Annotated in this window: 26 protein-coding genes and 1 pseudogene; 19 read left to right on the forward strand and 8 right to left on the reverse strand. The window is 63.7% G+C overall.

Annotated elements, in window-relative coordinates; translation table 11 throughout:
- The first annotated feature begins 37 nt into the window (after positions 1-37).
- The 4 genes from frdA to frdD are packed head-to-tail and all read left to right on the forward strand — an operon-like array spanning position 38 to position 3,331.
- Positions 38-1,822, forward strand: coding sequence for a fumarate reductase (quinol) flavoprotein subunit (gene frdA / locus KW825_RS13715; protein WP_042652717.1), 1,785 nt, complete (start codon positions 38-40; stop codon positions 1,820-1,822).
- The gene (locus KW825_RS13720) at positions 1,815-2,549 is read left to right on the forward strand and encodes a succinate dehydrogenase/fumarate reductase iron-sulfur subunit (protein WP_042040876.1); all 735 of its coding nucleotides are present in this window, start codon (positions 1,815-1,817) and stop codon (positions 2,547-2,549) included. The genes frdA and KW825_RS13720 overlap by 8 nt, the downstream gene beginning before the upstream one ends.
- Positions 2,550-2,565: 16 nt before the next feature.
- Positions 2,566-2,964, forward strand: coding sequence for a fumarate reductase (locus KW825_RS13725; RefSeq protein WP_042652718.1), 399 nt, complete (start codon positions 2,566-2,568; stop codon positions 2,962-2,964).
- A gap of 10 nt (positions 2,965-2,974) precedes the next feature.
- Positions 2,975-3,331 carry a fumarate reductase subunit FrdD gene (gene frdD, locus KW825_RS13730; RefSeq protein ID WP_025326128.1) on the forward strand — a complete coding sequence of 119 codons (357 nt, stop codon included), beginning with the start codon at positions 2,975-2,977 and terminating at the stop codon, positions 3,329-3,331.
- A gap of 65 nt (positions 3,332-3,396) precedes the next feature.
- Here the strand turns inward: frdD and KW825_RS13735 are convergent, their stop codons facing one another.
- Both KW825_RS13735 and KW825_RS13740 read right to left on the reverse strand, forming a co-directional pair.
- Positions 3,397-4,629, reverse strand: coding sequence for a winged helix-turn-helix domain-containing protein (locus KW825_RS13735; RefSeq protein WP_218329528.1), 1,233 nt, complete (start codon positions 4,627-4,629; stop codon positions 3,397-3,399).
- Positions 4,630-4,697: 68 nt separating this feature from the next.
- Complete coding sequence (locus tag KW825_RS13740; RefSeq protein ID WP_218329529.1) at positions 4,698-5,339, reverse strand: class I SAM-dependent methyltransferase; 642 nt, start codon at positions 5,337-5,339, stop codon at positions 4,698-4,700.
- Positions 5,340-5,469: 130 nt separating this feature from the next.
- Here KW825_RS13740 and KW825_RS13745 point away from each other — a divergent pair, with 130 nt between their 5' ends.
- From KW825_RS13745 to KW825_RS13775, 7 genes are all read left to right on the forward strand, one after another.
- The gene (locus KW825_RS13745) at positions 5,470-6,141 is read left to right on the forward strand and encodes a thermostable hemolysin (protein ID WP_042652721.1); all 672 of its coding nucleotides are present in this window, start codon (positions 5,470-5,472) and stop codon (positions 6,139-6,141) included.
- A complete protein-coding gene (locus KW825_RS13750; protein ID WP_218329530.1) occupies positions 6,138-7,604 on the forward strand; it encodes an AMP-dependent synthetase/ligase in 1,467 nt (488 codons plus the stop codon). Before KW825_RS13745 ends, KW825_RS13750 begins: the two co-directional genes overlap by 4 nt.
- The gene (locus KW825_RS13755; protein ID WP_218329531.1) at positions 7,601-8,260 is read left to right on the forward strand and encodes a TenA family transcriptional regulator; all 660 of its coding nucleotides are present in this window, start codon (positions 7,601-7,603) and stop codon (positions 8,258-8,260) included. The genes KW825_RS13750 and KW825_RS13755 overlap by 4 nt, the downstream gene beginning before the upstream one ends.
- Positions 8,257-9,105, forward strand: coding sequence for an SDR family oxidoreductase (locus KW825_RS13760; RefSeq protein ID WP_218329532.1), 849 nt, complete (start codon positions 8,257-8,259; stop codon positions 9,103-9,105). Before KW825_RS13755 ends, KW825_RS13760 begins: the two co-directional genes overlap by 4 nt.
- Before the next feature lies 1 nt (position 9,106).
- Complete coding sequence (locus KW825_RS13765; protein ID WP_218329533.1) at positions 9,107-9,745, forward strand: tetratricopeptide repeat protein; 639 nt, start codon at positions 9,107-9,109, stop codon at positions 9,743-9,745.
- Between the two features lie 154 nt (positions 9,746-9,899).
- The gene (locus tag KW825_RS13770; RefSeq protein WP_218290591.1) at positions 9,900-10,586 is read left to right on the forward strand and encodes a response regulator; all 687 of its coding nucleotides are present in this window, start codon (positions 9,900-9,902) and stop codon (positions 10,584-10,586) included.
- Positions 10,583-12,034, forward strand: a complete 1,452-nt coding sequence (locus KW825_RS13775; RefSeq protein WP_218329534.1) for an ATP-binding protein — start codon at positions 10,583-10,585, stop codon at positions 12,032-12,034. Before KW825_RS13770 ends, KW825_RS13775 begins: the two co-directional genes overlap by 4 nt.
- Positions 12,035-12,096: 62 nt before the next feature.
- On the opposite strand, the gene KW825_RS13780 is transcribed toward KW825_RS13775, so the two are convergent.
- Positions 12,097-12,564 carry an ATP-dependent zinc protease gene (locus KW825_RS13780; RefSeq protein ID WP_218329598.1) on the reverse strand — a complete coding sequence of 156 codons (468 nt, stop codon included), beginning with the start codon at positions 12,562-12,564 and terminating at the stop codon, positions 12,097-12,099.
- A gap of 436 nt (positions 12,565-13,000) precedes the next feature.
- Here KW825_RS13780 and KW825_RS13785 point away from each other — a divergent pair, with 436 nt between their 5' ends.
- From KW825_RS13785 to KW825_RS13815, 6 genes are all read left to right on the forward strand, one after another.
- Positions 13,001-14,044: a GMP reductase gene (locus tag KW825_RS13785; RefSeq protein WP_218329535.1), complete on the forward strand. Its 1,044-nt coding sequence runs from the start codon at positions 13,001-13,003 to the stop codon at positions 14,042-14,044.
- Between the two features lie 231 nt (positions 14,045-14,275).
- Positions 14,276-15,463, forward strand: coding sequence for an elongation factor P maturation arginine rhamnosyltransferase EarP (gene earP, locus KW825_RS13795; protein ID WP_218329536.1), 1,188 nt, complete (start codon positions 14,276-14,278; stop codon positions 15,461-15,463).
- A gap of 44 nt (positions 15,464-15,507) precedes the next feature.
- On the forward strand, positions 15,508-16,074 hold the full coding sequence (gene efp / locus KW825_RS13800; protein WP_042652731.1) for an elongation factor P: 567 nt from the start codon (positions 15,508-15,510) through the stop codon (positions 16,072-16,074).
- Positions 16,075-16,276: 202 nt separating this feature from the next.
- Positions 16,277-16,888 (forward strand): DUF2238 domain-containing protein, encoded by a 612-nt coding sequence (locus tag KW825_RS13805; protein ID WP_218329537.1) that lies wholly within the window; start codon positions 16,277-16,279, stop codon positions 16,886-16,888.
- A gap of 109 nt (positions 16,889-16,997) precedes the next feature.
- Positions 16,998-17,750, forward strand: a complete 753-nt coding sequence (locus KW825_RS13810) for a DUF3530 family protein (RefSeq protein WP_218329538.1) — start codon at positions 16,998-17,000, stop codon at positions 17,748-17,750.
- Between the two features lie 127 nt (positions 17,751-17,877).
- Positions 17,878-18,834, forward strand: coding sequence for a D-2-hydroxyacid dehydrogenase (locus KW825_RS13815; RefSeq protein ID WP_218329539.1), 957 nt, complete (start codon positions 17,878-17,880; stop codon positions 18,832-18,834).
- Positions 18,835-19,106: 272 nt separating this feature from the next.
- Here the strand turns inward: KW825_RS13815 and KW825_RS13820 are convergent, their stop codons facing one another.
- The 3 genes from KW825_RS13820 to KW825_RS13830 all read right to left on the reverse strand — a co-directional run bounded on the left by KW825_RS13820 (position 19,107) and on the right by KW825_RS13830 (position 22,700).
- Positions 19,107-20,189: a glycerophosphodiester phosphodiesterase gene (locus KW825_RS13820; protein WP_218329540.1), complete on the reverse strand. Its 1,083-nt coding sequence runs from the start codon at positions 20,187-20,189 to the stop codon at positions 19,107-19,109.
- Between the two features lie 236 nt (positions 20,190-20,425).
- Entirely contained in the window at positions 20,426-20,902 is a 477-nt protein-coding gene (locus tag KW825_RS13825; RefSeq protein WP_042652736.1) for a glycine zipper domain-containing protein, read from the reverse strand.
- Between the two features lie 244 nt (positions 20,903-21,146).
- The gene (locus KW825_RS13830; RefSeq protein WP_218329541.1) at positions 21,147-22,700 is read right to left on the reverse strand and encodes a diguanylate cyclase; all 1,554 of its coding nucleotides are present in this window, start codon (positions 22,698-22,700) and stop codon (positions 21,147-21,149) included.
- A gap of 291 nt (positions 22,701-22,991) precedes the next feature.
- On the opposite strand from KW825_RS13830, the gene KW825_RS13835 reads away from it, so the two are divergent.
- Both KW825_RS13835 and KW825_RS13840 read left to right on the forward strand, forming a co-directional pair.
- Entirely contained in the window at positions 22,992-23,594 is a 603-nt protein-coding gene (locus tag KW825_RS13835) for a nitroreductase family protein (RefSeq protein WP_218329542.1), read from the forward strand.
- 95 nt (positions 23,595-23,689) lie between these two features.
- Complete coding sequence (locus KW825_RS13840) at positions 23,690-23,902, forward strand: hypothetical protein (RefSeq protein WP_242377147.1); 213 nt, start codon at positions 23,690-23,692, stop codon at positions 23,900-23,902.
- A 194-nt stretch (positions 23,903-24,096) separates the two neighbouring features.
- Here KW825_RS13840 and KW825_RS13845 read toward each other — a convergent pair whose 3' ends face one another.
- Both KW825_RS13845 and KW825_RS20575 read right to left on the reverse strand, forming a co-directional pair.
- Positions 24,097-24,759, reverse strand: coding sequence for an HAD-IA family hydrolase (locus tag KW825_RS13845; RefSeq protein ID WP_218329543.1), 663 nt, complete (start codon positions 24,757-24,759; stop codon positions 24,097-24,099).
- A pseudogene (locus tag KW825_RS20575) lies at positions 24,756-24,997 on the reverse strand (hypothetical protein). The gene KW825_RS13845 and the pseudogene KW825_RS20575 overlap by 4 nt, the downstream one beginning before the upstream one ends.
- Positions 24,998-25,013 lie beyond the last annotated feature (16 nt).

Raw genomic sequence — 25,013 nt, forward strand, 5'->3', positions numbered from 1 at the left:
AATCGTGCCCAGCAAATCTATCCCTAAGGAGGCAGATGTGGATATTATCAAGACCGATGTCGCCATCATCGGTGCCGGTGGTGGTGGCCTGCGTGCCGCTATCGCCATAGCAGAAGCACACCCGGAGCTGGAGATCGCCCTGATCTCCAAGGTCTATCCGATGCGCAGCCACACGGTGGCGGCAGAAGGCGGTGCCGCCGGCGTCGTCCGTGAGGATGACTCCCTCGAAAATCACTTCAACGACACCGTGTCCGGTGGCGACTGGTTGTGTGAGCAGGACGTGGTCGATTACTTCGTCAACAATGCCACCAACGAGATGATCCAGCTGGAACACTGGGGCTGCCCCTGGAGCCGCAAGCCGGATGGCAAGGCCAACGTGCGCCGCTTCGGCGGGATGAAGATCCCCCGCACCTGGTTCGCCGCCGACAAGTCCGGTTTCCACATCCTGCACACCCTGTTCCAGACCTCCATCAAGTATCCGACTATCAAGCGCTTCGATGAGCACTTCTGTATGGATCTGATCGTGGAAGACGGTCGCGTCCAGGGCGTCCTGACCTTCGACATCCAGAACGGCATCACCCGCTTCATTCAGGCCAAGTCCGTCATTCTGGCCACCGGTGGCGCCGGTCGCGTGTATCGCTACAACACCAACGGTGGCATCGTCACCGGTGACGGCATGGCCCTGGCCTACCGCCACGGTGTGCCGCTGCGTGACATGGAGTTCGTTCAGTATCACCCGACCGGCCTGCCGGGCACCGGCATCCTGATGACCGAAGGTTGTCGTGGTGAGGGTGGCATCCTGCTCAACAAGGATGGCTACCGCTACCTGCAAGACTATGGCCTGGGCCCGGAGACTCCGGTCGGCCAGCCGAAGAACAAACACATGGAGCTGGGTCCCCGCGATCGCCTCTCCCAGGCATTCTGGCAAGAGCAGCAGAAAGGCCGCGTGATCCAGGGCCCGATGGGCGACGTGGTTCACCTCGACCTGCGCCACCTCGGCGAGAAGTACCTGAAGGAGCGTCTGCCCTTCATCTGCGAACTGGCCAAGGCCTACGTGGGTGTGGATCCGGTCAAGGAGCCGATCCCGGTTCGTCCGACCGCCCACTACACCATGGGTGGCATCGAGACCAACGGCCAGTGCGCCACCCGCATGCCAGGTCTGTACGCCCTGGGCGAGTGTGCCTCCGTCGGTCTGCACGGTGCCAACCGTCTGGGCTCCAACTCCCTGTCCGAGATAGTGGTATTCGGCAAGGTGGCCGGTGAGCACGCCGGTGAGTTTGCCAAGACCCAGACTCATGGCAACACCGAGGCGCTGGCCGCCAAGGCACAGCAGCTGATCAAGCAGCACCTCTCCTTGCTCGACATCGACGGCACCGAAAACCCGGCCGATATCCGCAACGAGTTGGGCCTGTCCATGGAAGCCGGGGTCGGTATCTACCGTACCGAAGAGCTGATGCAAGGCACCATCGACAAGATCAACGAGCTGAAGGCCCGTTACAAGAAGGTCAAGATCAACGACAAGTCCTCTGTCTTCAACACCGATCTGCTGTACGCCATCGAACTGGGCTACATGCTGGACGTGGCCGAAGCCATGGCTCACTCCGCCATCAACCGGAAAGAGTCTCGTGGCTCCCACCAGCGTCTGGATGGTTACGAAGAGCGGGATGACGTGAACTACCTCAAGCACTCCCTCTCCTTCTACAACCAGGAAGGCGCCCCGACCATCGATTACTCCGATGTGAAGATCACTAAATCCCAACCGGCAAAGCGTGTGTACGGTTCCGAGGGTGAGAAACAAGACGAGGCTAAGAAGAATGGCTGAGATGATCGAAATTGAGATCCTGCGCTACCGACCGGAGCAGGACAACGAGCCCTGGATGCAGACCTTCCAGGTGCCTTACCTGAAAGAGATGTCCCTGCTGGATGCGCTGCAGTACATCAAGGATCAGCTGGACTCTACCCTGAGCTTCCGCTGGTCCTGCCGGATGGCGATCTGCGGCTCCTGCGGCATGATGGTCAACGGCATTCCGAAGCTGGGTTGCAAGACCTTCCTGCGCGACTATCTGCCGGGCAAGATGAAGATCGAGCCGCTCAACAACTTCCCGATCGAGCGCGATCTGGTGGTCGACATGTCCGATTTCATCGAGAAGCTGGAGAGCATCAAGCCCTACATCATCCCGAGCGAACCGCGCAACCTGTGTGACGGCGAGTATACCCAGACCCCGGCCGACATGGCGAAGTATCACCAGTTCTCCATGTGCATCAACTGTGGTCTGTGCTACGCCGCCTGCCCGCAGTACGGCATCAACAAGAAGTTCACCGGTCCGGCGGCACTGGCTCTGGCCTATCGCTACAACGCCGACAACCGCGACGGCGCGTCCAAGGAGCGGATGAAGATCATCAGCCAGGACGAGGGTGTCTGGGGCTGTACCTTCGTGGGCTACTGTTCCGATGTCTGTCCGAAGGGCGTGGATCCGGCCGCCGCTATCCAGCTTGGCAAGGTCGAGAGCGCCAAGGACTACATGATCGCCATGTTCAAGCCGGATTGAGACCAGGAGTGAGACCATGAACAACACCAATAGCAAACGTAAGCCCTACGTGCGCGAAATGAAGAAAGACTGGTGGCTGAAGAACGCCTTCTACACCGGTTACATGATCCGTGAAGGCACCAGTATCTTCGTCTCCATCTACGCCGTGGTGCTGATGTGGGGTCTGCTGCGACTGGTACAGGGTCAGGAAGCGTTTAACGGCTGGCTGGAATCCCTGCAAAGCCCAATCGCCATCCTGTTCCATGTCATCGCCCTGGCGGCTTGCCTGTTCCATGCCAAGACCTGGTTCGCCCTGGCGCCCAAGGCCATGCGCATCTTCCGTGGCGAAGACCTGGTGCCGGAGAAGCCGATCGTCATCGTCCAGTATGTGGCGCTGGCAGTGGTATCCCTGCTTGTCCTGATCATCGTCGCCTGAGGAGAAAACCATGAGACGTTCTGACGAACCTATTTACTGGGGTCTGTTTGGTGCCGGTGGCATGGTGGTCGCCATGCTGCTGCCGGTGATTGTCCTCATTACCGGTCTGCTGGTGCCCATGGGCATCATGGACGTGGAGACCATGAGCTACGAGCGCGTGCTCGCCTTCGCCAGCTCCTGGTGGGGTGCCTGCATCCTGCTGGTGATCATCGCCCTGCCGATCTGGCACGGCATGCACCGCATCTATCACGGCCTGCACGACCTTGGGATCCACACCACCAAGCTGCACCACTATGTGTTCTATGGCTTCGCCTTCCTGGTGTCTGCCATCACGGTCGGCCTGCTGATGGTGCTGGTACTCCAGTAATCCTTCAGTTGCCAGCAACACATGATAAAACCGGGCCCAGTGCCCGGTTTTTGTTTGGCTGTCGTTTAGCCTGCGGGCCAAGGGCGCGGCGCTGGCCACAGGGCCCGCAGGGGGGCCGGCATGACGCCGAGGCGCAGGGCGGGCGTCTGATGCCAATCCGCCAGCTTTTGCAGCGCCTTCGCCAGATCCTGTGCCAGGCTGGCGCTCACCCTGACTCCCTGCTCCAGATAGAGGCTCTTGACCTCGAACACCCCCTCCTTGCGATGAGCCTTGGCATCCAGCCGTCCCACCAGCTTGCCACGGCGCAGCAAGGGCAATACGAAGTAGCCGTACTGGCGCTTGGGCGCCGGGGTGTAGCACTCGATGCGGTAGTCAAAGCCAAACAGCTCGCTGGCCCGCTTGCGATCCCACACCAGGGGATCGAAGGGTGACAGCACGGCGCTGTGGGTCGCCTTGAGGGTGCCGGCCTGCGCCTGCGCCAGCTCATCGGCCAGGGAGGCGTGGACGAAGGCCCCGTGCTGCCACCCCTCGACGCGCACGGGCAGCAGCTCCCCCTCGTCTGCCAGCTGATGGAGCAGGGCATCGTACTTGCCACGGCGCAGCCGGTAGTAATCCGCCACCCAGCCGGTCTTGACCAGCCCGAGGGCACGGCAGCTGGCGCGCACCATATCGCGCCGGGCCAGCTCAGGGCTCGGCAGATCCCGCTCATCGTCCCAGCCCGGGCGCACCCGCTCGGCGAGATCGTAGACCCGCTGGAAGTTGCGCCGCTCGCTCACCATCAGCCTTCCGGCGGTGAACAACACCTCCAGGTGACGCTTCTCCGGCTTCCAGTCCCACCAGCCGTTGCCCTTCTGTCCCTTGCGCTCGAAATCGGCCGCCCGCACCGGGCCCTGCTGGCGAATGCGCTCGACTATCTGTTCTATCTCGTCGCCGTGGGTCTTGAGCCACTGGGCCGAGAACTTCCAGCCCATGGCGGCGGGATCCAGCATGCGATGACGCAGCAGCCGGTAATCCTCGCGGGGAATGAAGCAGGCCTCGTGGGCCCAGTACTCGAAGATGTCACCCCGCGCCAGCAGCTGATCCAGCCAGGCGGGATCGTAGTGACCGAGCCGGCTGAACAGCACCAGGTAGGGGCTGCGTGCCACCACCTGGATGGTGTCTATCTGCAGCAGCGCCATGCGGCGGATGCAGGCCAGCAAGTCGGCGGGGCCCGCCTCGCGCTTGGGGGGGGTCAGCAGGCCCTGAGCCGCCAGCTGCAGATGACGGGCGTCTTGCAGCGAGAGATGGGGAATCGACATGGGGATACCAGCTCCTTGGTAACAGGCCCCCAGCATGCCCAACTCATGGCCAAATGAAAACGGCCCACTCAGGGTTTGGTGATGACGACCACATCGGCATGGGGGAAACAGACCGCCGCCTGCCAGCGGGCTGCCAGGGCACGAAACGAGGCCTCGGCGAAGAAGACGATGTGAGTCGGATCGTGGCGGTAGCGCCAGCTCCTGAAGCGCTCGTCACCGAGCACCCGCTGGGTCTGCAGCACCAGGATGCCGCCGGATCTCAGGCAATCCCAAAGCCCGTCCAGCGCGCGGCGCGGATCGGCGATGTGCTCGATCACCTCGGTGCTGGTGATGAAGTCGTACTGCCGCGATAGCAGCTCTGGCTCATCGGCGTAGAACTTGTCGTAGCCCGCCATCTCGTAGCCCGCCTCCCGTCCCATGGCGATCAGCGCGGGGCCGGGGCCACAGCCGAAGTCGAGGCCGGATGCCGGCGCCGGCACCCGGGCCAGCACCTCGCCGAAGGCCCGCATCAGGAAGCTGCGGTAGCGGGGATCGTCCACCTGGTTGTCGTGCCCGTCGTAGACCGCCTTCTCCGCCGCCGGCGCCAGATGGCAGGCCGGATCCAGCCAGACCAGCTCGCAGCTTTGGCAGCGATGATAATGCTTGCTGGCGACGGGCAGCGGGTAGCTGTGGCGAGCCGAGCAGAGGGGGCAGCTGGCGCTTGATGACATGGCGGATCCTCATGGGTGACAGCCGCGCAGATTGCCTGCCCGCCGCCCTGCTGACAACTTTTTTTGCTCCTTAAGGGTCTCTTAAGTTTGCCCTCTTACTCTCAACCCATCGCAAGAGAAGGAGCCAACCATGACCATAGAGATCCAAGCCCCCTACAGGTTGACCCTGGCCGAATCCCCGCCGCAGGTCATGGCGCTGCAAGCTTTTATCCAGGCCGCCTATGGCCTCGAATTCAACGCCCACATTCCCCATTTTCTGCCCTGCCTGCTCGGCCTCTATCGGGCAGACGGCATGCTGGTCGGCGCCTGCGGCCTCAACCACGCCAGCACAGGGGGGAGTGAATGCCCCCTCTATCTTGAGCAGTATCTGGAGCAGCCCATCGAGGCCGCCATCGAAACCCGCCTCGGGGTACGTCCGGCCCGCAACCGCATCATCGAGGTGGGCAATCTGGCCTGCAGCGAACCGGGCAATGCCCGCCTGATGTTTGCGGCGCTGTGCCGCCTGCTGTGTGACAACGCCCTCGACTACGTGGTGTTCACCGGTACCGCCAAGCTGCGCAACAGCTTTGCCCGCCTGCGCCTCAATCCGGTGGAGCTGGCCCCCGCCCAGGCCCATCAGGTGGGTGAGGACGCCAGCGCCTGGGGAGAATACTACCGCTGCCAGCCCAAGGTGATGGCAGGCGACATCAACCATGGGCGAGACGTGCTCGCCCAGAGCAGCCTGCTGCTCAACCTGCTGGGGCCCATGCCCATCCTCTTTAGCCATGCCGACCATGACGGTGACAAGAGGTGCGCCCAATGAGCCTGTTCGACGCCATCGCCCGCCACGCCAGCCTGACGCCACAGCAGCCAGCGCTGCAGGGCCGCCAGGGAGTGCTGGATTACCAGACCCTGTGGCAGCAGATCCAGCGTCTGGCCGACCGGTTGCAGCAGGCCGGCATCGCTCGGCTGGCGCTGCAGCTCGACAACGGCCTGCCCTGGGCGCTGATCGATCTGGCCTGCACCCGGGCCGGGATCGTGGTCATCCCGGTGCCTCACTTCTTCAGCCCGGAGCAACAAGCCTGGTTGCTGGCAAGCAGCGGGGCCGATGCCCTGGTAGGACCCGAGCATGAGGGATGGCAGGCCTGCGAGCCCCTGACCCTGTCGGTCGGCGAGCTGCCGCTGTGGCGCAAGCAGCCGGCACAGGTGCCCCCCTTGCCAGTCGGCACCGCCAAGATCACCTACACCTCCGGCAGCACGGGGCAGCCCAAGGGGGTCTGCCTCTCCCTTGAACAGATGATGGCGGTCTGCGATTCGCTGGCAAGACGCGTCGCGCCAGCGCGGGTCGAGAAACACCTGACCCTGCTGCCGCTGACCACCCTGCTGGAGAACCTGACTGGCCTCTATGTGCCCTTGCTTACCGGCGCCTGCAGCCAGATCCCCTCGCTCAAGGAATTGGGGTTCGAAGGCTCCAGCAAGCTGGAGCCCGCCACCCTGGCCCGGGCCCTGCTGTGCTGGCCCAGCCACAGCCTGGTGCTGGTGCCCGAGTTGCTGCGTTTGCTGCTCGCCCTGTGCGGCGCCAATGGGGCGCTCGCCGAGCGCCTCGCCACCCTGCGCTTCATCGCCGTGGGCGGGGGCAAGGTCGCCCCCGAGCTCATCAGCCACGCCCGCGAGCTGGGGATGCCGGTCTATGAAGGCTACGGTCTGTCAGAATGCGGCTCCGTCGTGGCGCTCAATGGCCCGGAGGAACACCGCCTCGGCAGCGTCGGTCAGCCCCTGCCACATTGCAGGGTAGCGATCGCCGCCGACGGCGAGATCCTGGTGGAAGGGGCCGCCATGCTCGGCTACCTGGGCACGGAGGAGCCACCACCCAGCCAAATTGCCACCGGCGATCTCGGTCATCTGGATGAGCAGGGCTACCTGCACATCACGGGGCGCAAGAAGAACCTGCAGATCACCGCCTTTGGCCGCAACTTCTCCCCCGAATGGGTCGAGGCCCAGGCTCAGCTCTGCCCCGCCATCCTCCGCATCGTGGTCTTCGGCGATGGCCAGCCCGCCAACGTGGCGCTGATCCAGCCGCTGCCCGGCGCAGATGCCCAACTGGCGCAACAGATCGAGCAGCTCAACCAGCGCCTGCCCGATTACGCCCGTATTCACCACTGGCTGCCGGTGGCACTGGATCAACATCCGGAGCTGCTGACCGCCAACGGTCGCCCCCGTCGCGAACGGATCTATCACCACTTTTCCCGGCAGATCAGCCAATGCCTCACAGGAGGGCGCTCATGAGCTTCTACCAGACCCTGCAACAAGCCACCGCCCAGGAGCGTGAGCATCTGTTTCGCGCCCCCATCATCGAAGCCTGCCGCCGCGGCGATATCAGCCGAGAGACGTATCTCGCCTTCCTGGCAGAGGCTTACTACCACGTGCGTCACACGGTGCCGCTGTTGATGGCCACCGGCGGCAAGCTCGGGCAGGAGCACGAGTGGCTACGAGAGGCCATCAAGGAGTACATAGACGAAGAGTACGGCCATCAAGAGTGGATCCTCAATGACATCCGCGCCTGCGGTGGCGATGCCGAGGCGGTGCGCCACGGCCAGCCCGGCCTGCCCATCGAGCTGATGGTGGCCTTTCTCTATGACCAGATCCAGCGCGGCAACCCCATGGGCTTCTTCGGCATGGTGCAGGTGCTGGAAGGCACCAGCGTCGCCATCGCCCTGACAGTGGCGGACCAGCTCAAGAGCGGCCTCGGCCTGCTGCCCCAGGCGATGAGCTACCTGAGCTCCCACGGTGCGCTGGATCAGGAGCACCTCAAGTTCTTCGAATCCCTGATGAACCGGCTGGAAGACCCCGCCGATCAGGCCGCCATCATTCACTCGGCCAGGGTGGTCTACCGCCTCTACGCCGACATGCTCTATCAACTAACGGATGCAGAGACACGATGAAGCTTGAAGGAAAAAAGGTGCTGCTCACGGGCGCCAGCGGCGGGATCGGCGAAGCGCTGGCCCAGGAGCTGGCGGCGCAGGGGGCGCACCTGTTGTTGCACGGACGCAGGACCAGCACACTGGAGCGCCTCTGCAAGGAGCTGACCCATCCGGAACGTCACCAGATCGTGGTCGCCGACCTGAGCTCCCCTGAGGAGCGGGCGCGCCTGCTGCAACACCCCGCACTGGATGAAGGGCTGGATGTGCTGATCAACAACGCCGGTTGCAACCAGTTTGCCTGGCTGGAGGATCAGAGCATCGAACAGGTGGAACGCCAACTGCGGCTCAACATAGAGGCGCCGATCCAGCTCACCCGCGCCCTGCTGCCGAGGCTGCGCAAACCCGCCGTGGTGATGAACATCGGCTCCAGCTTTGGCGGTATCGGTTATGCGGGTTACAGCGTCTATTGTGCCAGCAAGTTCGCCCTGCGCGGCTTCAGCGAGGCGCTGGGACGCGAGCTGGAAGGGACCGGCGTCAAGGTGCTGCACTTCGCTCCGCGCGCCACCCGTACCCATCTCAACTCGGAAGCCGCCTACGAGATGAACGCCGCACTCGGCACCCGCACCGACAGCCCGCAGGACGTGGCCGAGGCCGCCGTCATCGCCCTGTGCAACGAAACCCGCAGCAGCTGGCTCGGCTGGCCGGAGAAGTTGTTCGTGCGCCTCAACGGCCTGCTGCCGGGCCTCGTCGACAAGGCGCTGGCCAGGCAAAGACCCATCATCGAGCGTCATGCCCGCCACTCGGCCGCGCCCGCCGCGGGCAAGTCGGGCAGCCCCACCTCCGTCATGACAGAGAAGGAACCTTAAGATGAAGCACAGCATTTCCCGCACCCTGTTTAGCCGCCATGCCCTCTTGCTACTCACCCTGGGGAGCGGTCTGGCCCAGGCCGCCGACACCCTGCCCAGCATCCAGCAGCAATGGGCCCACTGCCAGTATCAGCAGACCGGCAAGGCCAAGGAGAGTTGCCTGGAGCAGTTGAGCAGCCAGGCCGATCAGGCCAGCGCCAAGGAGGCCTTTCGCACCGATCTGCTGATCTGGTCGGCCATCGTCAAGAGCACATGGGCCGGCGCCAAGGGCGGGCTGGGGGCCCTCAGCCTGGTGAAAGAGGCCAAGGCGAAGCTGGAAATAGCCCTAAAACAGGATCCCAGGGCGCTGGAAGGCTCCGCCTACACCAGCCTGGGGTCGCTCTACTATCAGGTACCGGGCTGGCCGGTAGGATTCGGTGATGACGAGAAGGCCGAGCAGTTGCTCAAGCAGGCACTGGCCATCAACCCGAACGGCATCGACCCCAACTACTTCTACGGCGACTTCCTGCTCGATCAGGGCCGCAAGGCCGAAGCCAGGGCCTATCTGGACAAGGCGCTGGCCGCGCCGAGTCGCCCGGGCCGTGAAGTGGCTGACGAAGGGCGACGAGGGGAGATCCGCGAACGCCTCGCCAAGTTATAAAAACACGCTGAACCAAACAGTTATTTCAACTCTGCCCACCCGCTTGCATACTGGTGGGCAGCGTCGTTTCAGAGAGAATGACGATGCGGATCCTGGTGGTCGCAGATTTTGCATGCTCATGCTGGTGGGCTGCGTCGTTTAAGGGAGAATAAGAATGCGGATCCTGCTGGTGGAAGATGATGTGATGCTGGGGGATGGCATGGTGGATGCCCTTCGCCACAGTGGTTATACGGTGGACTGGTTGCAGCAGGGGCTGCCCGCCCTGTCGGTGCTCAAGAGTGAAGAGTTTGCCGCCCTCATCCTGGATCTCAATCTGCCCGATATCGATGGCATCAGCCTGCTACGCAAGCTGCGCCGGGAGGGGCACCAGCTGCCCGTGCTGATCCTCACCGCCCGCGATGCCCTCGACGATAGGGTGGTCGGGCTGGATGCGGGCTCCGACGACTACATGGTCAAGCCCTTCGCCCTGCAGGAGCTCAATGCCCGGCTGCGCGCCCTGGCGCGGCGCAGCAAGGGCCAGGCGCAGGCCACGCTGGAGTATGGCGACATCCTCCTCTACCCCGAGTCGCAACAGGTCACCTATCAGGGCGAGCCCGTCAGGCTCACCCCCCACGAATACAAGCTGCTGCTGGAGCTCATCAGCCAGAGCGGCCGGGTGCTGAGCAAGGAGCAGCTGCAACAGAGCCTCTACGGCTGGGACGAGGGGGCCGAGAGCAACGCGGTGGAGGTGCACATCCACCACCTGCGCAAGAAGCTCTACTCGGAGCTTATCCGCAACATCCGCGGCGTCGGCTACATCATCCCCCAGCTTGATCAGGCCACACGGATACCCGCACGATGAGACGCCCCAGTTCCATTCGCCGTTTCCTGCTCGCAGGAGTCCTGGCCCTGGTCAGCGTCAGCCTGGCGGTCAGCGGCTTCATCGGTTACCTGGAGGCCAACCACGAGATGGAGGAGCTGTTCGATGCCCGTCTCGCCCAGTCCGCCCGCATCACCAACCAGCTGCTCAGCCGTTATCTGGAGCAGAGCGGCGAGCTGCCCAGCGATGGCGCCGTCTACGAAGAGTGGGAACAGGCCATTCCTGACGAGCCGCATCAAGAAAAACGCAGTTTCAGTCATCTGGGGGAGGACAACGAGTTCACCCCCTTCGGCCACGAGTTCGAGCACAACCTCTACTTCCAGCTGCTGAACGAGCAAGGCGCCATACTGCTGCGATCGCCGAGTGCGCCGACCCAGCCGCTGACCACCCTGGAGCGCGGTTTCAACAGCGAGACCAAGGATCACCACGAGTGGCGCACCTTCACCCTCTACAACGAGGAGCAGCGCACCTGGCTCATAGTGGCGGAGCGGGATGACGAGCGCGGCGAGCTGGCCAGCAAGATGGCCACCCTGACCATGCTGCCGCTGTTCATCACCCTGCCCTTCCTGCTCGGCCTGCTGTGGTGGCTGATCTCGGCGGGGCTGGCTCCGCTGCGCCAGGTGGCACAAGCCATCAGCGAGCGCCATCCCGCCAACCTGAGCCCGCTCAACCTGGCCATCAAGGCCGAGGAGCTGACGCCGCTGGTGGGGGAGATCAACCGGCTGATGCACACCCTGGCCGACACCATAGAGCGTGAGAAGCAGTTCACCAACGAGGCGGCCCACGAGCTGCGCACCCCGCTGGCGGTGCTGCGCATCCACAGCGAAAACCTGATGGCGGCGGAGGACGATGCCAGCCGCGAGCAGGCGCTGCGCAAGATGTTGCTGGCACTCGATCGCAGCGATCGGCTGATCCGCCAGCTGCTGACCCAGGCCCGCATCGACAATCAGCAGGCGTTGGCGCTACACAAGCTGGATCTGAGCCAGCAGTTGCAAGGCACCCTGGCCGCCCTGGCCCCCCTCGCCCTGAAGAAGGGGCAGCAGCTCTCGCTGGAGGGCGCCGAGCACCTGCAGGTGATGGGACAGGCGGTGTTGCTGGATCTGATGTTTGGCAACCTCATCGACAACGCGGTGCGCTACACCCCGGCAGGGGGCGAGATCGCGGTGGTGATCACCGCGGAAGGCAACAGGGTCAGGGTCGACATCAGGGACAGCGGCCCCGGCATCCCCACCGCAGCCCTCTCCCGGCTGTGCGAGCGCTTCTTCCGGGTCAATCCCCAGCAGGGGGACGGGGTGGGGCTCGGCATGGCCATAGTCCGCCGCATCGCCGAGCTGCATGGCGCGGATCTGGATGTGCACAACCGGCCCCATGGCGGGCTGGAGGTGAGCATCTGGCTCGCGACCCCGCCCCAGCCGGCCGAGCACAAATGACGACGGCCCTGTGTGGGCCGTCAAGGATAACCAGTGGGTCTTCTCCCCTAAACTAGCACCACCTAGCCGCAGCTGGGCTGGACGGTAAAGGTGCGGCTCGCATCCACCGGCCCCAGCTCGGCCAGCAGGCGCCGCCCCAACAGCACCGGATAGATCATGTCGCTGCGATCCCGCAGGGTGAACCACTCCTTGTAGACCTTGTCGCCGAGGCAGATGGACATGCTGACCGTGGGTCGCTGCTCCATGCCGCCGGCGCCACGCACCGTCACGCTGCGCTCCACCGGGCGCTCCAGGGTCTGGCGCACCACCTTGTCCGTGTTGGCATCGGTCAGCTCCAGGGTGAAGCGCACCCAGGGCTTGCCATCGCGCTTGAAGTGCTGCAACGAGCGCGCATCCAGGGACGAGGTGAGGGCGCCGGTATCGAGTTTCATCTTCACCGCCACTCCATCCGGCATGATCAAGCCCTTCTCGATCCAGCCATAGACGGTCGGGGCCGCCCAGACGCCAGGCGACAGGCAGAGGCTGGCCAGCAACAACCAGCGAAATTTATGTGATCCGGGCACGGTGTCTTCCTCGTCGGCGCGGACCGGCAATGGCCCGCCCTGCCAGAGTGGGCAGCAGGCTGGCGACTGTCAACTGGCAAAAAGCACGCCTTGGATAAAGTCGGGAAGCCAGACAGGCCGCAGGCTCAGGGCGCGACAATCGCTGACCATGGGAGAATATTAAGGGGGGAGATGAGGTGGGGAGCGACGCGGCACAGAGGTGCTGGATGACCCTGCTGCCGCGCTCAGGTTGTGACGCCAAAGGCTACCACAACGATGAGTGAATTATCAGTCTTGTTCTGAGGCGATTTTTCCCTAGACTGTTGTAAACCGGAGGCCTCGAAAACCTGCGGTTTTTTTGCGCCTGCCGAAAATTTGCCCACTGCAAAAGTGACTTTCAACAAGGCTCAATAAGGAATTCGTCATGCGTATCGAAGAAGACTTGAAGCTCGGTTTCAAGGATGTCCTGTTCCGCCCCAAGCGCTCCACTCTCAAGAGCCGTTCCCAAGTCAGCCTGACCCGTCAGTTCACCTTCAAACATACCCAGACCCAATGGCAGGGCGTGCCCGTCATCGCCGCCAACATGGACACCGTCGGCAGCTTCGCCATGGCCAGGACCCTGGCTGGCTTCGAGATGATGACGGCGGTACACAAGCACTACAGCCTCGCGCAGTGGAAGACCTTCGTCAACGAGACAGACCCGGCCCTGCTGGGCCATGTCATGGTATCGACCGGCACCTCGGAAGAGGACTTCATCAAGACCCGCCAGATCCTGGCCATGTCGGCGGCCCTGCGCTTCATCTGCGTGGACGTGGCCAACGGCTACTCCCAGCACTTCGTCGAGTTCCTGCGCAAGATCCGCGAGGCCTGCCCGGATCATGTGATCCTGGCTGGCAACGTGGTCACCGGCGAGATGGTGGAGGAGCTGATCCTCTCCGGCGCCGACATCGTCAAGGTCGGCATAGGCCCGGGCTCGGTCTGCACCACCCGCGTCAAGACCGGGGTCGGCTATCCCCAGCTCTCCGCCATCATAGAGTGCGCCGATGCGGCCCACGGCCTCGGCGGCCAGATCGTCGGTGACGGCGGCTGCACCTGCCCGGGCGACGTGGCCAAGGCCTTCGGCGGCGGTGCCGACTTCGTGATGCTGGGCGGCATGCTGGCGGCCCACGAGGAGTGCGGCGGCGAGGTGGTGGACGTGGAGGGCTCCCCCTTCATGAAGTTCTACGGCATGAGCTCGTCCAGCGCCATGGACAAGCACGCCGGCGGCGTCGCCGACTACCGCGCCTCCGAGGGTAAGATGGTGCTGCTGCCCTATCGCGGCCCGGTCGAGAACACGGTGCGCGACATCCTCGGCGGCGTGCGCTCCACCTGCACCTATGTGGGCGCCAGCCAGCTGAAAGAGCTGACCAAGCGCACCACCTTCATCCGGGTGCGCGAGCAGGAGAACAACGTCTACGGCAAGGAGTAAGTTCCTCCCCCGTTACGGGCGCTCCACCTGCCTCTATGTGGTAGGCGCCAGCCAGCTGAAAGAGCTGACCAAGCGCACCACCTTCATCCGGGTGCGCGAGCAGGAGAACAACGTCTACGGCAAGGAGTAAGTTCCTCTTCGGCCCAGCGCCGACCGTTAGAAGCCTGTCCACCGGTGTGCTAACCTGCACACCGGTTTTTTTATCTCTTCTGTGTATCCGGTGACCCGCCCATGACGACCTCTTCGCCTCTCCCTCTGCCCCCCTTCGACTGGGATATCTTCTGCTGCGTCGTGGACAACTTCGGCGACATCGGCGTCACCTGGCGGCTCGCCCGCCAACTGGAGCAGGAGGGACAGGGTAAGGTACGGCTCTGGGTGGACGATCTGACCAGCTTCGCCCGCATCTGCCCCGGGCTGGATCCCGAGCTGGACGGCCAGTGGCAGCAGGGTATCTATATCCAGCACTGGCGCCCCAGCCTGCCGCCGTCCGTGATCCCGGCCCGGGTGGTCATAGAGGCGTTCGCCTGCGAGCTGCCCACCGCCTTCGCCCATGCCATGGCCGGCCAGACCCCGCCCCCCTGCTGGATCAATCTGGAGTATCTCAGTGCCGAGAGCTGGGTCGAGGAGTGCCACGGCCTCGCCTCGCCGCAGCGGGTCGGCAATCGGAGCCTCGACAAGTATTTCTTCTTCCCGGGCTTCACCACCAGGACCGGCGGCCTGCTGTGCGAGCGGGGGCTGATCGCCGAGCGGGAGCGCTGGCAGCAAGATCAGGCGGGGCTCGACGCCTACTGGGCCAGCCTGGGGCTGGCACCCAAAGCGGCAGACGAACTAAGGGTCAGCCTGTTTACCTACGAGAGCGCGGCGCTCATCAGCTTGGTCGAGCGTTGGTGCCAGGGCCCGACCCCGGTCACCCTGCTGCTGCCGCTCGGGCGCTCACTGGGGGATGTGCTGCGTGGCGCCGGGTTGGAGCACGTCCTCCCCACCGCCCAGGCCGGGGATCTGCTGCATTCGGGCCAGCTCGCCATCAAGTTGCTGCCGATGACGGATCAGGCCGGTTACGATCGGCTGCTGTGGAGCTGCGATCTCAACCTGGTGCGCGGCGAGGACTCCTTCGTACGTGCCCAGTGGGCGGCGCGGCCCTTCCTGTGGCACATCTACCCCCAGGAAGATCTCGCCCACCTGACCAAGCTGGACGACTTTCTCGACCACTATCTGGCCGACTTGCCGCCCCAGGCCTCCCAGTGGCTGCGCGCCTTCAACCATGCCCTCAACCAGGGCGACGATGTCCGCGAACTCTGGGCCCAATGGCCGCAATACGACACTATTTCGCAACAACATGCGCGAACCTGGTCACAGAAGTTGCTTGCCGATGGGGATCTCGTCACTCGGCTGGTGAAATTTTTAGAAAGCCGTATATAATCTGGCAGTTTTTATCTGCCCGTATACGCACAGGAATTTTTTACATGAAAACCGCACAGGAAATCCGCGCTGGTAACGTCGTCATGATCGGTACCGAGCCGATGGTGGTCCAGAAAGCCGAATTCAACAAATCCGGCCGTAACTCCGCCGTGGTCAAGATGAAGCTGAAAGGCCTGCTGAACGGCAGCGCCACCGAGACCGTATTCAAGGCCGACGACAAGCTGGAAGTCGTTCAGCTGGAGCGTAAAGAGTGCACCTACTCTTACTTCTCCGACCCGCTGTACGTCTTCATGGACACCGAGTTCAACCAGCACGACGTCGAGAAAGACAACCTGGGTGACGCGCTGAACTACATGGTTGACGGCATGGAAGACATCTGCGAAGTGACTTTCTACAACGAGAAAGCCATCTCCGTCGAACTGCCGACCACCATCGTCCGTGAAGTCGAGTACACCGAGCCGGCCGCCCGTGGCGACACCTCCGGTAAAGTGACCAAGCCTGCCCGCCTGAAGGGCACCACCTACGAGCTGGCCGTGGCCGCCTTCGTAGAGATCGGTGACAAGATCGAGATCGATACCCGTACCGGCGAGTTCAAGCGTCGCGTCAACTGATCCGACTGCTCGAACCCCGTGCTGAAAAAAGCGAGCCCCTGGCTCGCTTTTTTTTTTGTCCATGGCGCGGGCAAGCACCACATTCAGCCCCGGTCAGTGACAAGGCCCCGGACATTGGGGAGAATTCAGTCGGCCCCCTTTCGCCCGACGCGGGATCCGGCTAAATAATGAAGTCATGTTTCTCCCTCACCACAGGTCCGCTATGACATCCCATCAAAAACTCCTGCTGCTGTCCCTCACCCTGGTGCTGCTGGTGATCTCCGGCTGGCAACCCTATGACAGGGTCACCTGGCTGCTGGAGGTCGCCCCCGTGCTGATCGTCGTGCCGCTGCTGTGGCTGAGCAATGAACGTTTTCCCCTCACCACCCTGCTCTACCTCGGCATCTTCCTTCATGCGGCGGTCTTGATGCTGGGAGGGGCCTACACCTATGCCAGGGTACCGCTCGGCTTCGATCTGCAGCAGTGGTTCGAGCTCAGCCGCAACCCTTATGACAAGATTGGCCACTTCTGCCAGGGCTTCATCCCCGCCCTGGCCTGCCGGGAGATACTGCTGCGCGGCCACCATGTGCAGGGCAAGCGCATGCTGGTGTTCCTGGTGCTCAGCGTGGTGCTCGCCATCAGTGCCAGCTATGAGCTGATCGAGTGGGGCGCCGCGCTGGCGCTGGGTCAGGGTGCCGACGAGTTCCTCGGCACCCAGGGGGATCCCTGGGATACCCAGTCCGACATGTTCTTCGCCCTGATCGGCGCCATCAGCGCCCTGCTGCTGCTCTCCCCCCTGCACGACAGGCAGCTTGGGAGGCTTGCCCGCCGCTGAGCCCATTGAGAGGGAGAGGCAAGCCCTTCCCTCTCCCTGCCTGCTCTCGCAGATCCCCCTTCAGAAAACCGGCCCGGCGCCGCTAACCCTGTCAACCGGGGAGCGCATCATGGCCAGATTATCCTTACCACTGCTGATATTGACCCTGCTGGCGAGCACCACCTCGCCGGCCAGCGAGATCTCGCCCCCAGCCCCGCTCGATCACTGGCAGGAGAGCGACTGGAAGGGGGTGGCGGACAGCGCCCAGATAGACAAGCAGCGGGTGCTGTTTGCCAAGCACGACAGCGACAACTACCTGGGGCTGGCGATCCTGCTGCCGGACTGGCAGCGCAGCGGCCAGCTGTGGCAGCTGACCCGGGCCCTCGGCCGGCTCGGCTTCGACACCCTGCTGCTGCTCCCTTCCCCCCAACAGACCGAGCTGGATCCGGCCGCCGAGAAGAAGCAGCAAGCCATCGACCAGTTTCGCCAGCAATTTGCCGAGCGCATCGTCAAGCTGAGTGACGCCAAGTGGCAGGAGGGGGGCTTCAAGCTGCTGCTGGCCCAGGGCACCAGCGCGGCCTGGGCCGCCAACCTCATCGCCAGCGAGCAGTTGCCCGCCCCCGATGCCCTGGTGCTGCTGGATGGCTTCTTCCCCAACCAGCTGAGCAACCAGACCCTGGCCAAACAGGTGGCCCAGGCCAGCGTCCCTACCCTGGATCTCTATCAGGAGGACGGCGGCCGCTGGCCGCTGCTGGCGGCCGAGGCCAGGCGCAGCGAGAGCCGGCGCAGCCACAAGCTCAATTACCGTCCCTACGCCCTGATGGAACTGGACGAGACACCCGCCCGCATCCAGGGCTGGCTGACCCACCTCGGCTGGATCTGATCTTCCCCGGCCGGGGGATGAGCGGCTTCCGACACGCCATCCGCCACCGGCTCATCGGGCTGGCCCCCGCCCCCCCATCTTTGGCATCATGGCGACTCTGCAGTGGCAGAGAATGGCAGGAGGCTTAATGCAGCAAATCGTGTTTCTCGACAGCGACACCCTGGACGCCGGTATCAACCTGCGTCGTCCCGACTTTCCCCATCACTGGCAAAGTTACCCGCACACCACTCCCGAACTGGTGGTGGAGCGGCTCAGGTGTGCCAGCATCGCCATCATCAACAAGGTGCGCATCGGCAAAGCCGAGCTGGCCCAGCTGCCGGAGCTGCGCTTGATCGCCCTGGCCGCCACCGGCAGCGACAACCTGGATCTGGAGGCGTGCCGCGCCGCCAACGTCGCCGTGTGCAACATCCGTAACTACTCGGGCCCCTCGGTCCCCGAGCACGCCATGGCGCTGATACTGGCCCTGTCGCGCAACCTGTTCGCCTGGCGCCAGTCCCTGCTGGAGGGGCGCTGGCAACAGAGCGGCCAGTTCTGCTTCTTCGATCACCCCATCTCGGATCTGCACGGCAAGCGGCTCGGCATCATCGGCAAGGGCACCCTGGGGCAGGCCCTGGGGCAACGGGCCAGCGCCCTCGGCATGGAGGTGCGCTACGCCCAGAGCCAGGTCGGCGCGGCGGCAGACGAGGATCGGCTGCCGCTGGACGAGCTGCTGCAGAGCGCGGACGTCATCAGCCTGCACTGCCCGCTCACCCCCTACACCCGCAACCTGATAGGTCCGCGGGAGCTGGCGCTGATGAAGCCGGGTGCCCTGCTCATCAACGTGGGCCGCGGCGGCCTGGTGGACGAGCAGGCGCTGCTGATGGCGCTGGCCAACGGCCGGCTCGGTGGCGCCGGCTTCGACGTGGCGAGCCAGGAGCCGCCGCCCCCGGACCACCCGCTGATGCAGGCCCTGCAGTACCCGAACTTCATCCTGACCCCGCACGTGGCCTGGGCCAGCGAGGAGTCGATGCAGCGCCTCGCGGATCAGCTGATCGACAACATCAACGCCTTCGCCGAGGGGCGGCGCCAGCACCGGTTGGTCTGACGCAGGGCCTCGACACAGGCCCAGCCGGCTGACAGATCCCAGCCGAAGGAGCTCGACTCCCAAGGCAGTGACGTTGCGGCAAAGAAGCGAAAAAGAGAGGGGAGGCACCATGCCTCCCCTCTTCTATTGTTCCCGATCAGAGCCGGGGTCGAGACCAAGCTGCGGTTGCACCTCGTCTCTTTGCACTTGTCTCTGTGCTTATTTCTGCGCCTATCTCTGCACTATCCGCACATGGCCGAACTCATGCCTGCTGGCACGGCCTCCATCGCGCCTCAACGCGGAGAGACAGAGAGTGGCAACGGGATACCCCGCGCCTCCATCACCACCCGCAGCCGATCCGGGTAGTCGGTGATCATGCCGTCGACCCCGTTCTCCAGCATGCGGTTCATGGTGCCCTCATCGTCGACCGTCCAGGGGATCACCTTGATGCCCTCGGCATGGGCCGCATCGACCAGATCCGGGGTGGTGTACTCCACATAGCCGGGATCCCCGTAGCGACCCCCCTGAGGATCCCCGTGCACCGGAGAGATGGCGTTGGCACCGAAAGAGGCCACGGCCTGCACCAGATCCCCATTGAAGTCATCGATGTCGATCCCCCCCAGCCAGGGAGAGGCGCCCGGCATGCCAACCTGCAGGAATGGCTGGCCATTGGTCAGGGCTATGATGGGCAGGCTGGGTTCGAGCTCCCTTGTCAGCATGAGCGCACCCCAGTCGAAGCTCTGTATGGTCGCCTGCCGCATCAGGCCGGCGTCACGGATATCCTTGAGCACCGTCTTGACGAAGAGCTCCCGGGGGGCCGTCTCCTCCGGTGCGGCCGCCTCGACCTTGGTCTCGATATTGAGCAGCACCTGATCGGCCTGATAGGACTTCACCAGGGCGAACACCTCTTGCAGGGTCGGCATGGTGGCGCCGGGGACCAGCACCTGCTCGGGAAAATCGGCAAGCGGCAGGGAGCCGCAGTCCAGGGTCTTCACCTGCGCCAGGGTGAGATCCTTGATGTATTTGCCCACGTAGGGGTACTGGGGGTCGCCCTCGCTGGCGGGCTGGGTATCCAGACACTTCTTGTCCGAGATCTTGCGATCATGGGTCACGACCGCTATGCCATCCCGGGTGATCTGGGTGTCCATCTCCAATGTGGTGACCCCCATCTCCAGGGCATTGGTGAAGGCAGCCAGGGTGCTTTCCGAGACGAGGCCGAGGCCGCCACGATGCGCCTCGAGATCGAAGGCCCTGGGCTCGTTGAACAGGTGTGGTGGGGTATCAGGCTGGGATGTCGACTCATTGTCATTGCAGGCCGAGAGCAACAGGGGAGAAAAGAGCACCAGGCTAAGGAGGCGAGGTGTTGGGATAGACATGAGAATAACCTTGTTGAGTAAGAGGTCCGGCTAACCTAACTCCTTTATATTGCTAAAATATTAATAGTATTGATGTTTTGATCATTACTTTGTTCATCTGCCTTCCACCGGGGACGTTGGACCAAGGCGCCGGACGTTTTACGGCCCGGATACCGCAGCCATACCGCAACGAAAAATGCCAGTCAGGCTTGACTGGCATTCTTGTCACGAACCACTGGCTCACCCCACGGATGAGATCAGTCGTCGTCGTGCCATCTGTGCTTCTTGTGCTTCTTGTATTTCTTGTGGTGCCTGTGAGAGTGCCCGTCGTCGTAATAGCGATCGTTGTTGCTCTTGTGGCCGTCACCTGTCTTGGCACCTATGGCAGAGCCACCGGCCCCGCCGATGCCGGCACCGATCAGCTGGCCGGTGCTGCCGCCCACGCTCTTGCCGATGGCGGCACCACCCAGTGCACCGACGGCGCCCCCCAGGGCGGCCTCGTTCTTGTTGCCCTTGTTGGCCGTGGCCGCACCACCAGCCGCACCACCGACTGCGGCACCGACCAGAGCGCCGGTATCACCGCCCAACTGCTTGCCGATCATGGTGCCCGCGACGCCACCAGCACCGCCACCGAGTATGGTGTTGAGGGTTTCAGAGGCCAGCACCGGGCCGCTCGCCAACAGCAGCGCGCCCAACAGCGCCATTGCGCTCATGCCGTGCTTGTTCATCTCCATGGGGTACTCCTGTCAAACCTGATGACTGATTGATTATTTTTCCCTGCACTATACAAAGCGCCCCGGACTCCGCTACTGAAATAACGGCCTCTCCGCCGGCAGGCAGACTGTCTCTCCTTCGCGACATGACGCAATCAAACAAGCTAACAGACTGAAAATTAATTAAAAAAAAAGGTCACATGGGAAATCATCCCCGCTGTGACCCCTTTCTCAGGCATTCAGGCTCTCTTTCTCATGATGGCGCTCAGACAGATACTGTCACCACCTCCCCTTTGGGGGCAGGTTGAGTGGGTGACAGATGCCAGCAGTCCCGTCCCTGTCGCTTGCTCCGATAGAGCTGTTCATCGGCGCGCTCGAACAAGGTGCCCTGCTCCTGCGGGTAGTGGGCGCCCCCCGCACTCAGGGTGACGGGCCCCATGAATTCGCGCCATTGCAACGCCCGCACCCGGGCCAGCAGATAGGTCAGACGACCCTCGACCTCCCCCTGCTCCCAGGGCAGCAGGGCGGCGAACTCATCGCCACCGATGCGGTAGACCCGGCCCTCCCCCAGCTCAGCCGCCAGGGTATTCGCCACCCGGCAGAGGACCGAATCCCCCACCCCGTGGCCCCAGTTGTCATTGATCTGCTTGAAGCAATCCAGATCCAGCAGCACCAGCCAGTGGGGGATCTGCTCCTGCTCCAGCCTGAGCCTGTGCTGATCGAAGGCACGCCTGTTCATGATGCCGGTGAGGGGATCGTGCAGCAGGGCATCCTGCCCCTCCAGCAGACTCGCCCTGACCAGATCGATCTCCCCCAGGCTGCCGTGCACGAACCAGGGCTTGCGGCGAGCCGGTCGGCGTACCTTCAGCGGATCCCTCACTATGCCACCCAGGGAGCCTGCCACCAGCGCCTGCTCCTGGCGGAAGATCCGCACCAGGAAATGGATGCTGCAAAACCAGGTGGCGAGCATCAGGCTCAGGGGCAACACCACCAACAGCAGCGCCTCGTAGAGGCTGTCGTGAAACAGGGCGGGGGGCAGATAGATGTTGAGATCCCAGTCGATGTCGGCCAGCTCGAGCCTAAGATGGCTACCCTGCCGGATCACGTCCAGACCGATCCCGTCGGGCTCAGGTCTGCTCGAGAGCCCGCTCGGCAACAACGCCAGATTGTGGCCCACCACCAGCCGCCCGCTCCCACGCTGGCTGAGGTAGATGGCCGCCTGGTTTTCCCCCATGGCCCGTCGCAGCGCCTGCTGGATGCTGTTGAACGACATGTCCACCATCAGCAGGCCGAGCAGCGAGCCGTCGGCGTCCCTCACTCGCTTGATCAGCGTCAGGATCCGCTGCTGGGTGCCAAATTCCGCGTAGGGGCCGAACCAGACCAGCTCGTCCCCCGGCATCGAGAGCACCTTATACCAGGGCCGCTGATCGGCCCGGTATGCCGCCGGCAGATCCAGGCGGGGGTAACTGCTGATCCGGTCGGATCGCACGCTGTAGAAGTGGATGTAGTGGCTGTCACGCTTGATCTGATGGGCGATGGCCCAGAGAGGGTTGTCGGCCGGCTCGCCACGGGCGATGGCGGCCTTGTCCAGGGAGGCCTCCAGCACAGCCAGCTGGCGCCGATTGGCCAGCACCAGCTCGTGGAGCAGGGCCGCCTCGATGGAGCTGATCATGTGGCCGTAGCCGGCCACCGTCTTGTCGATGCTGCGCAGGTAGCTGGCCACGGCCAGCAGCAGGGTGGCGACCAGCACCAGTATGCCGAGGAGAAACGAGAGCGGGGTCAGGAAGTAGTAACGCTGTTTGATGATCTCTCCTGCCATGCCGCCCTCTATAAAATGTCATACGAGAGCGATTCTATGGTGGAAAGTGTTTTAAAAAAAATGATTGAAATCATTAACTACCAAGGTTATTGATTAAAACCATATCAACCATGGCAGATGGGCGATGCCACTCTCTGCATATGCATATCAATAAAAAGTAGAAACAGTCATCACCCTGTGTTGACGGTTTCTTGGGCAGAGGGTGATATAGTCCATGACTCGAGAAATCGGAGCCAGATGGAATTTAAGCCCCCCCCTGGCGATGATGATTTATCACATCAAGGAGATGTTATGAGCAGTCCGTTTATCGAACAGATCAAAGTACGTCGTACCATCTATGCCCTGGGTGACCAGGTTCCTCATTCACCGGCAAAGCTGACCGCCCTGATCCAGGATGCCGTCAAGCACAGCCCCTCCTCCTTCAACTCCCAGAGCTCCCGTGCCGTCATCCTGTTCGGGGCCGAGCACCACAAGCTGTGGGACATCGTCAAGGCGGAACTGAAGAAGATAGTCCCGCCCGAAGCCTATCCCCAGAGCGAAGCCAAGGTGGATGGCAGCTTCCGTGCCGGTTTCGGCACAGTGCTGTTCTTCGAAGACAGGGCCGTCATTGAGGATCTGCAGCAAAAGTTTGCCCTCTATGCCGACAACTTCCCCATCTGGTCCGAGCATGCCACCGGCATCGCCCAGTTTGCGGTCTGGACCGCCCTGGCACAGGAGGGGATCGGCGCCTCCCTGCAGCACTACAACCCGCTGATCGACGAGGCCGTCCACAAGGAGTGGAATCTGCCCGCCAGCTGGCTGCTGCGCGCCCAGATGCCCTTCGGCAGCATCAAGCAACCGGCCGGTGACAAGACCTTCATCGACGACGACGTCCGCTTCCGGGTCTTCGGCTAGGTATCCACGCCCCCTCAACCAGGGGGCGTTTTCTCACCCCGTCCGCGCACAGTTTCCCAGCTGCCCCCATAACCACCCGCCATCAGGAGAGCCGCATGGGAGAGGCCACACACCAGCGCATCTTGTCCACTCTCAACCCCTTGTTTGTCCTGCTGTCCGTCGCCACCATCATCCTCCTGTTTTCGCTCGTCGGTATCTTCACCCGCCCCCCCAACCTGCTGGCGGCCTTCTGGCCCGCCAATGCCGTCCTGCTCGGCATCATGCTGCGTTACCCGCCCCTGGCCTCGCCTCCTGGCTGGGGGGCCTGATCGGCTATCTGCTCGCCGCCCTCTTCACCCAGGACCCACCGCTCAGGGCGCTCTATCTGGCCAAGCACAACGGCCGCAACCGGGTCGAGCAGCACAGGGACGAGGCGCCGGACGGCCAGCCGGGGGAGGCTGCGGCCTCTCCCGGCGCGGAGCCGCACGCCCCCTGACGCCCGCTCGTATCGAGGTGCCCAGCCTCAGTCGAGCAGGCGGTTCGGAAAATGGAGCTGCAGGCCGGTCTCATCCTCGCTCAGCCGGATCTGCCGCCAGTCCCGCAGCCGCGCCCTCACCCGGCTGTCGAGCAGTTTATCGCCCCCGATCTGCACCACCTGGCAGCCGGCCTGCAGGGCGCTCTGTATGCCCGCCGCCGCATCCTCAAACACCAGGCAATCGGCGGGGGCGAGGCCGAGCCGGCTCGCGCCAAGCAGATAGGGCTCGGGATCCGGCTTGCCCCGCACCACATCCTCGGCCCCAATCAACAGCCTCGGCAACGGCAAGCCGGCGCTGGCCAGCCGGTGCCGTGCCACCCGCTGACTGGCCGAGGTGACCAGCGCCCAGCGCGCGGCCGGCAGGCTCGCCAGCAGGGTGCGGGCACCGGCGATCGGCTCAGCCGCCCCCGTGTGGCGGATCTCCAGCTCGTCGAGCAGGGCTAGCTCCACCGCCAGGTCCAGATGCGGCGCCAGGGTTCCGAGCACCTCCCGCGCCCGCACCCCATGGCACATGGCCAACAGGGGTTCAGGCGCCAGCTGATGGCGACGACACCAGAGTCGCCACACGGTTTCCACCTCGCCGGTGGAGTGGATCAGGGTGCCATCCATGTCCAGCAGCAGCGCCCTGGCCCGCAAGATCTGTGCGCTCATGGGGTCGCCCCCGCCAGCAGGGACTCGGCGCCGGACAGGGAGGCGGCCAGTGCCTGGCGCTGGGCCCCCGCCAGCAGGCGAGCGCCTGCTCGGTGTCGCTCGCCCACACCTGCAAGGGGGCGAGCACGAAGCCCTGTTGCAACAGGCTGATCAGCAGCTCGCCCGTCTCCGGGGCGGCCAACGGCTGGGCCATGATCAGCCTCCCCTTGAGCAAAAACAGATAGCGTTCGGTGTGCATGATGCGATTCCTCGTT

Source organism: Aeromonas sp. sif2433 (assembly GCF_019218705.1).
In the GTDB taxonomy this organism is placed as follows: Bacteria; Pseudomonadota; Gammaproteobacteria; order Enterobacterales; family Aeromonadaceae; genus Aeromonas; species Aeromonas encheleia.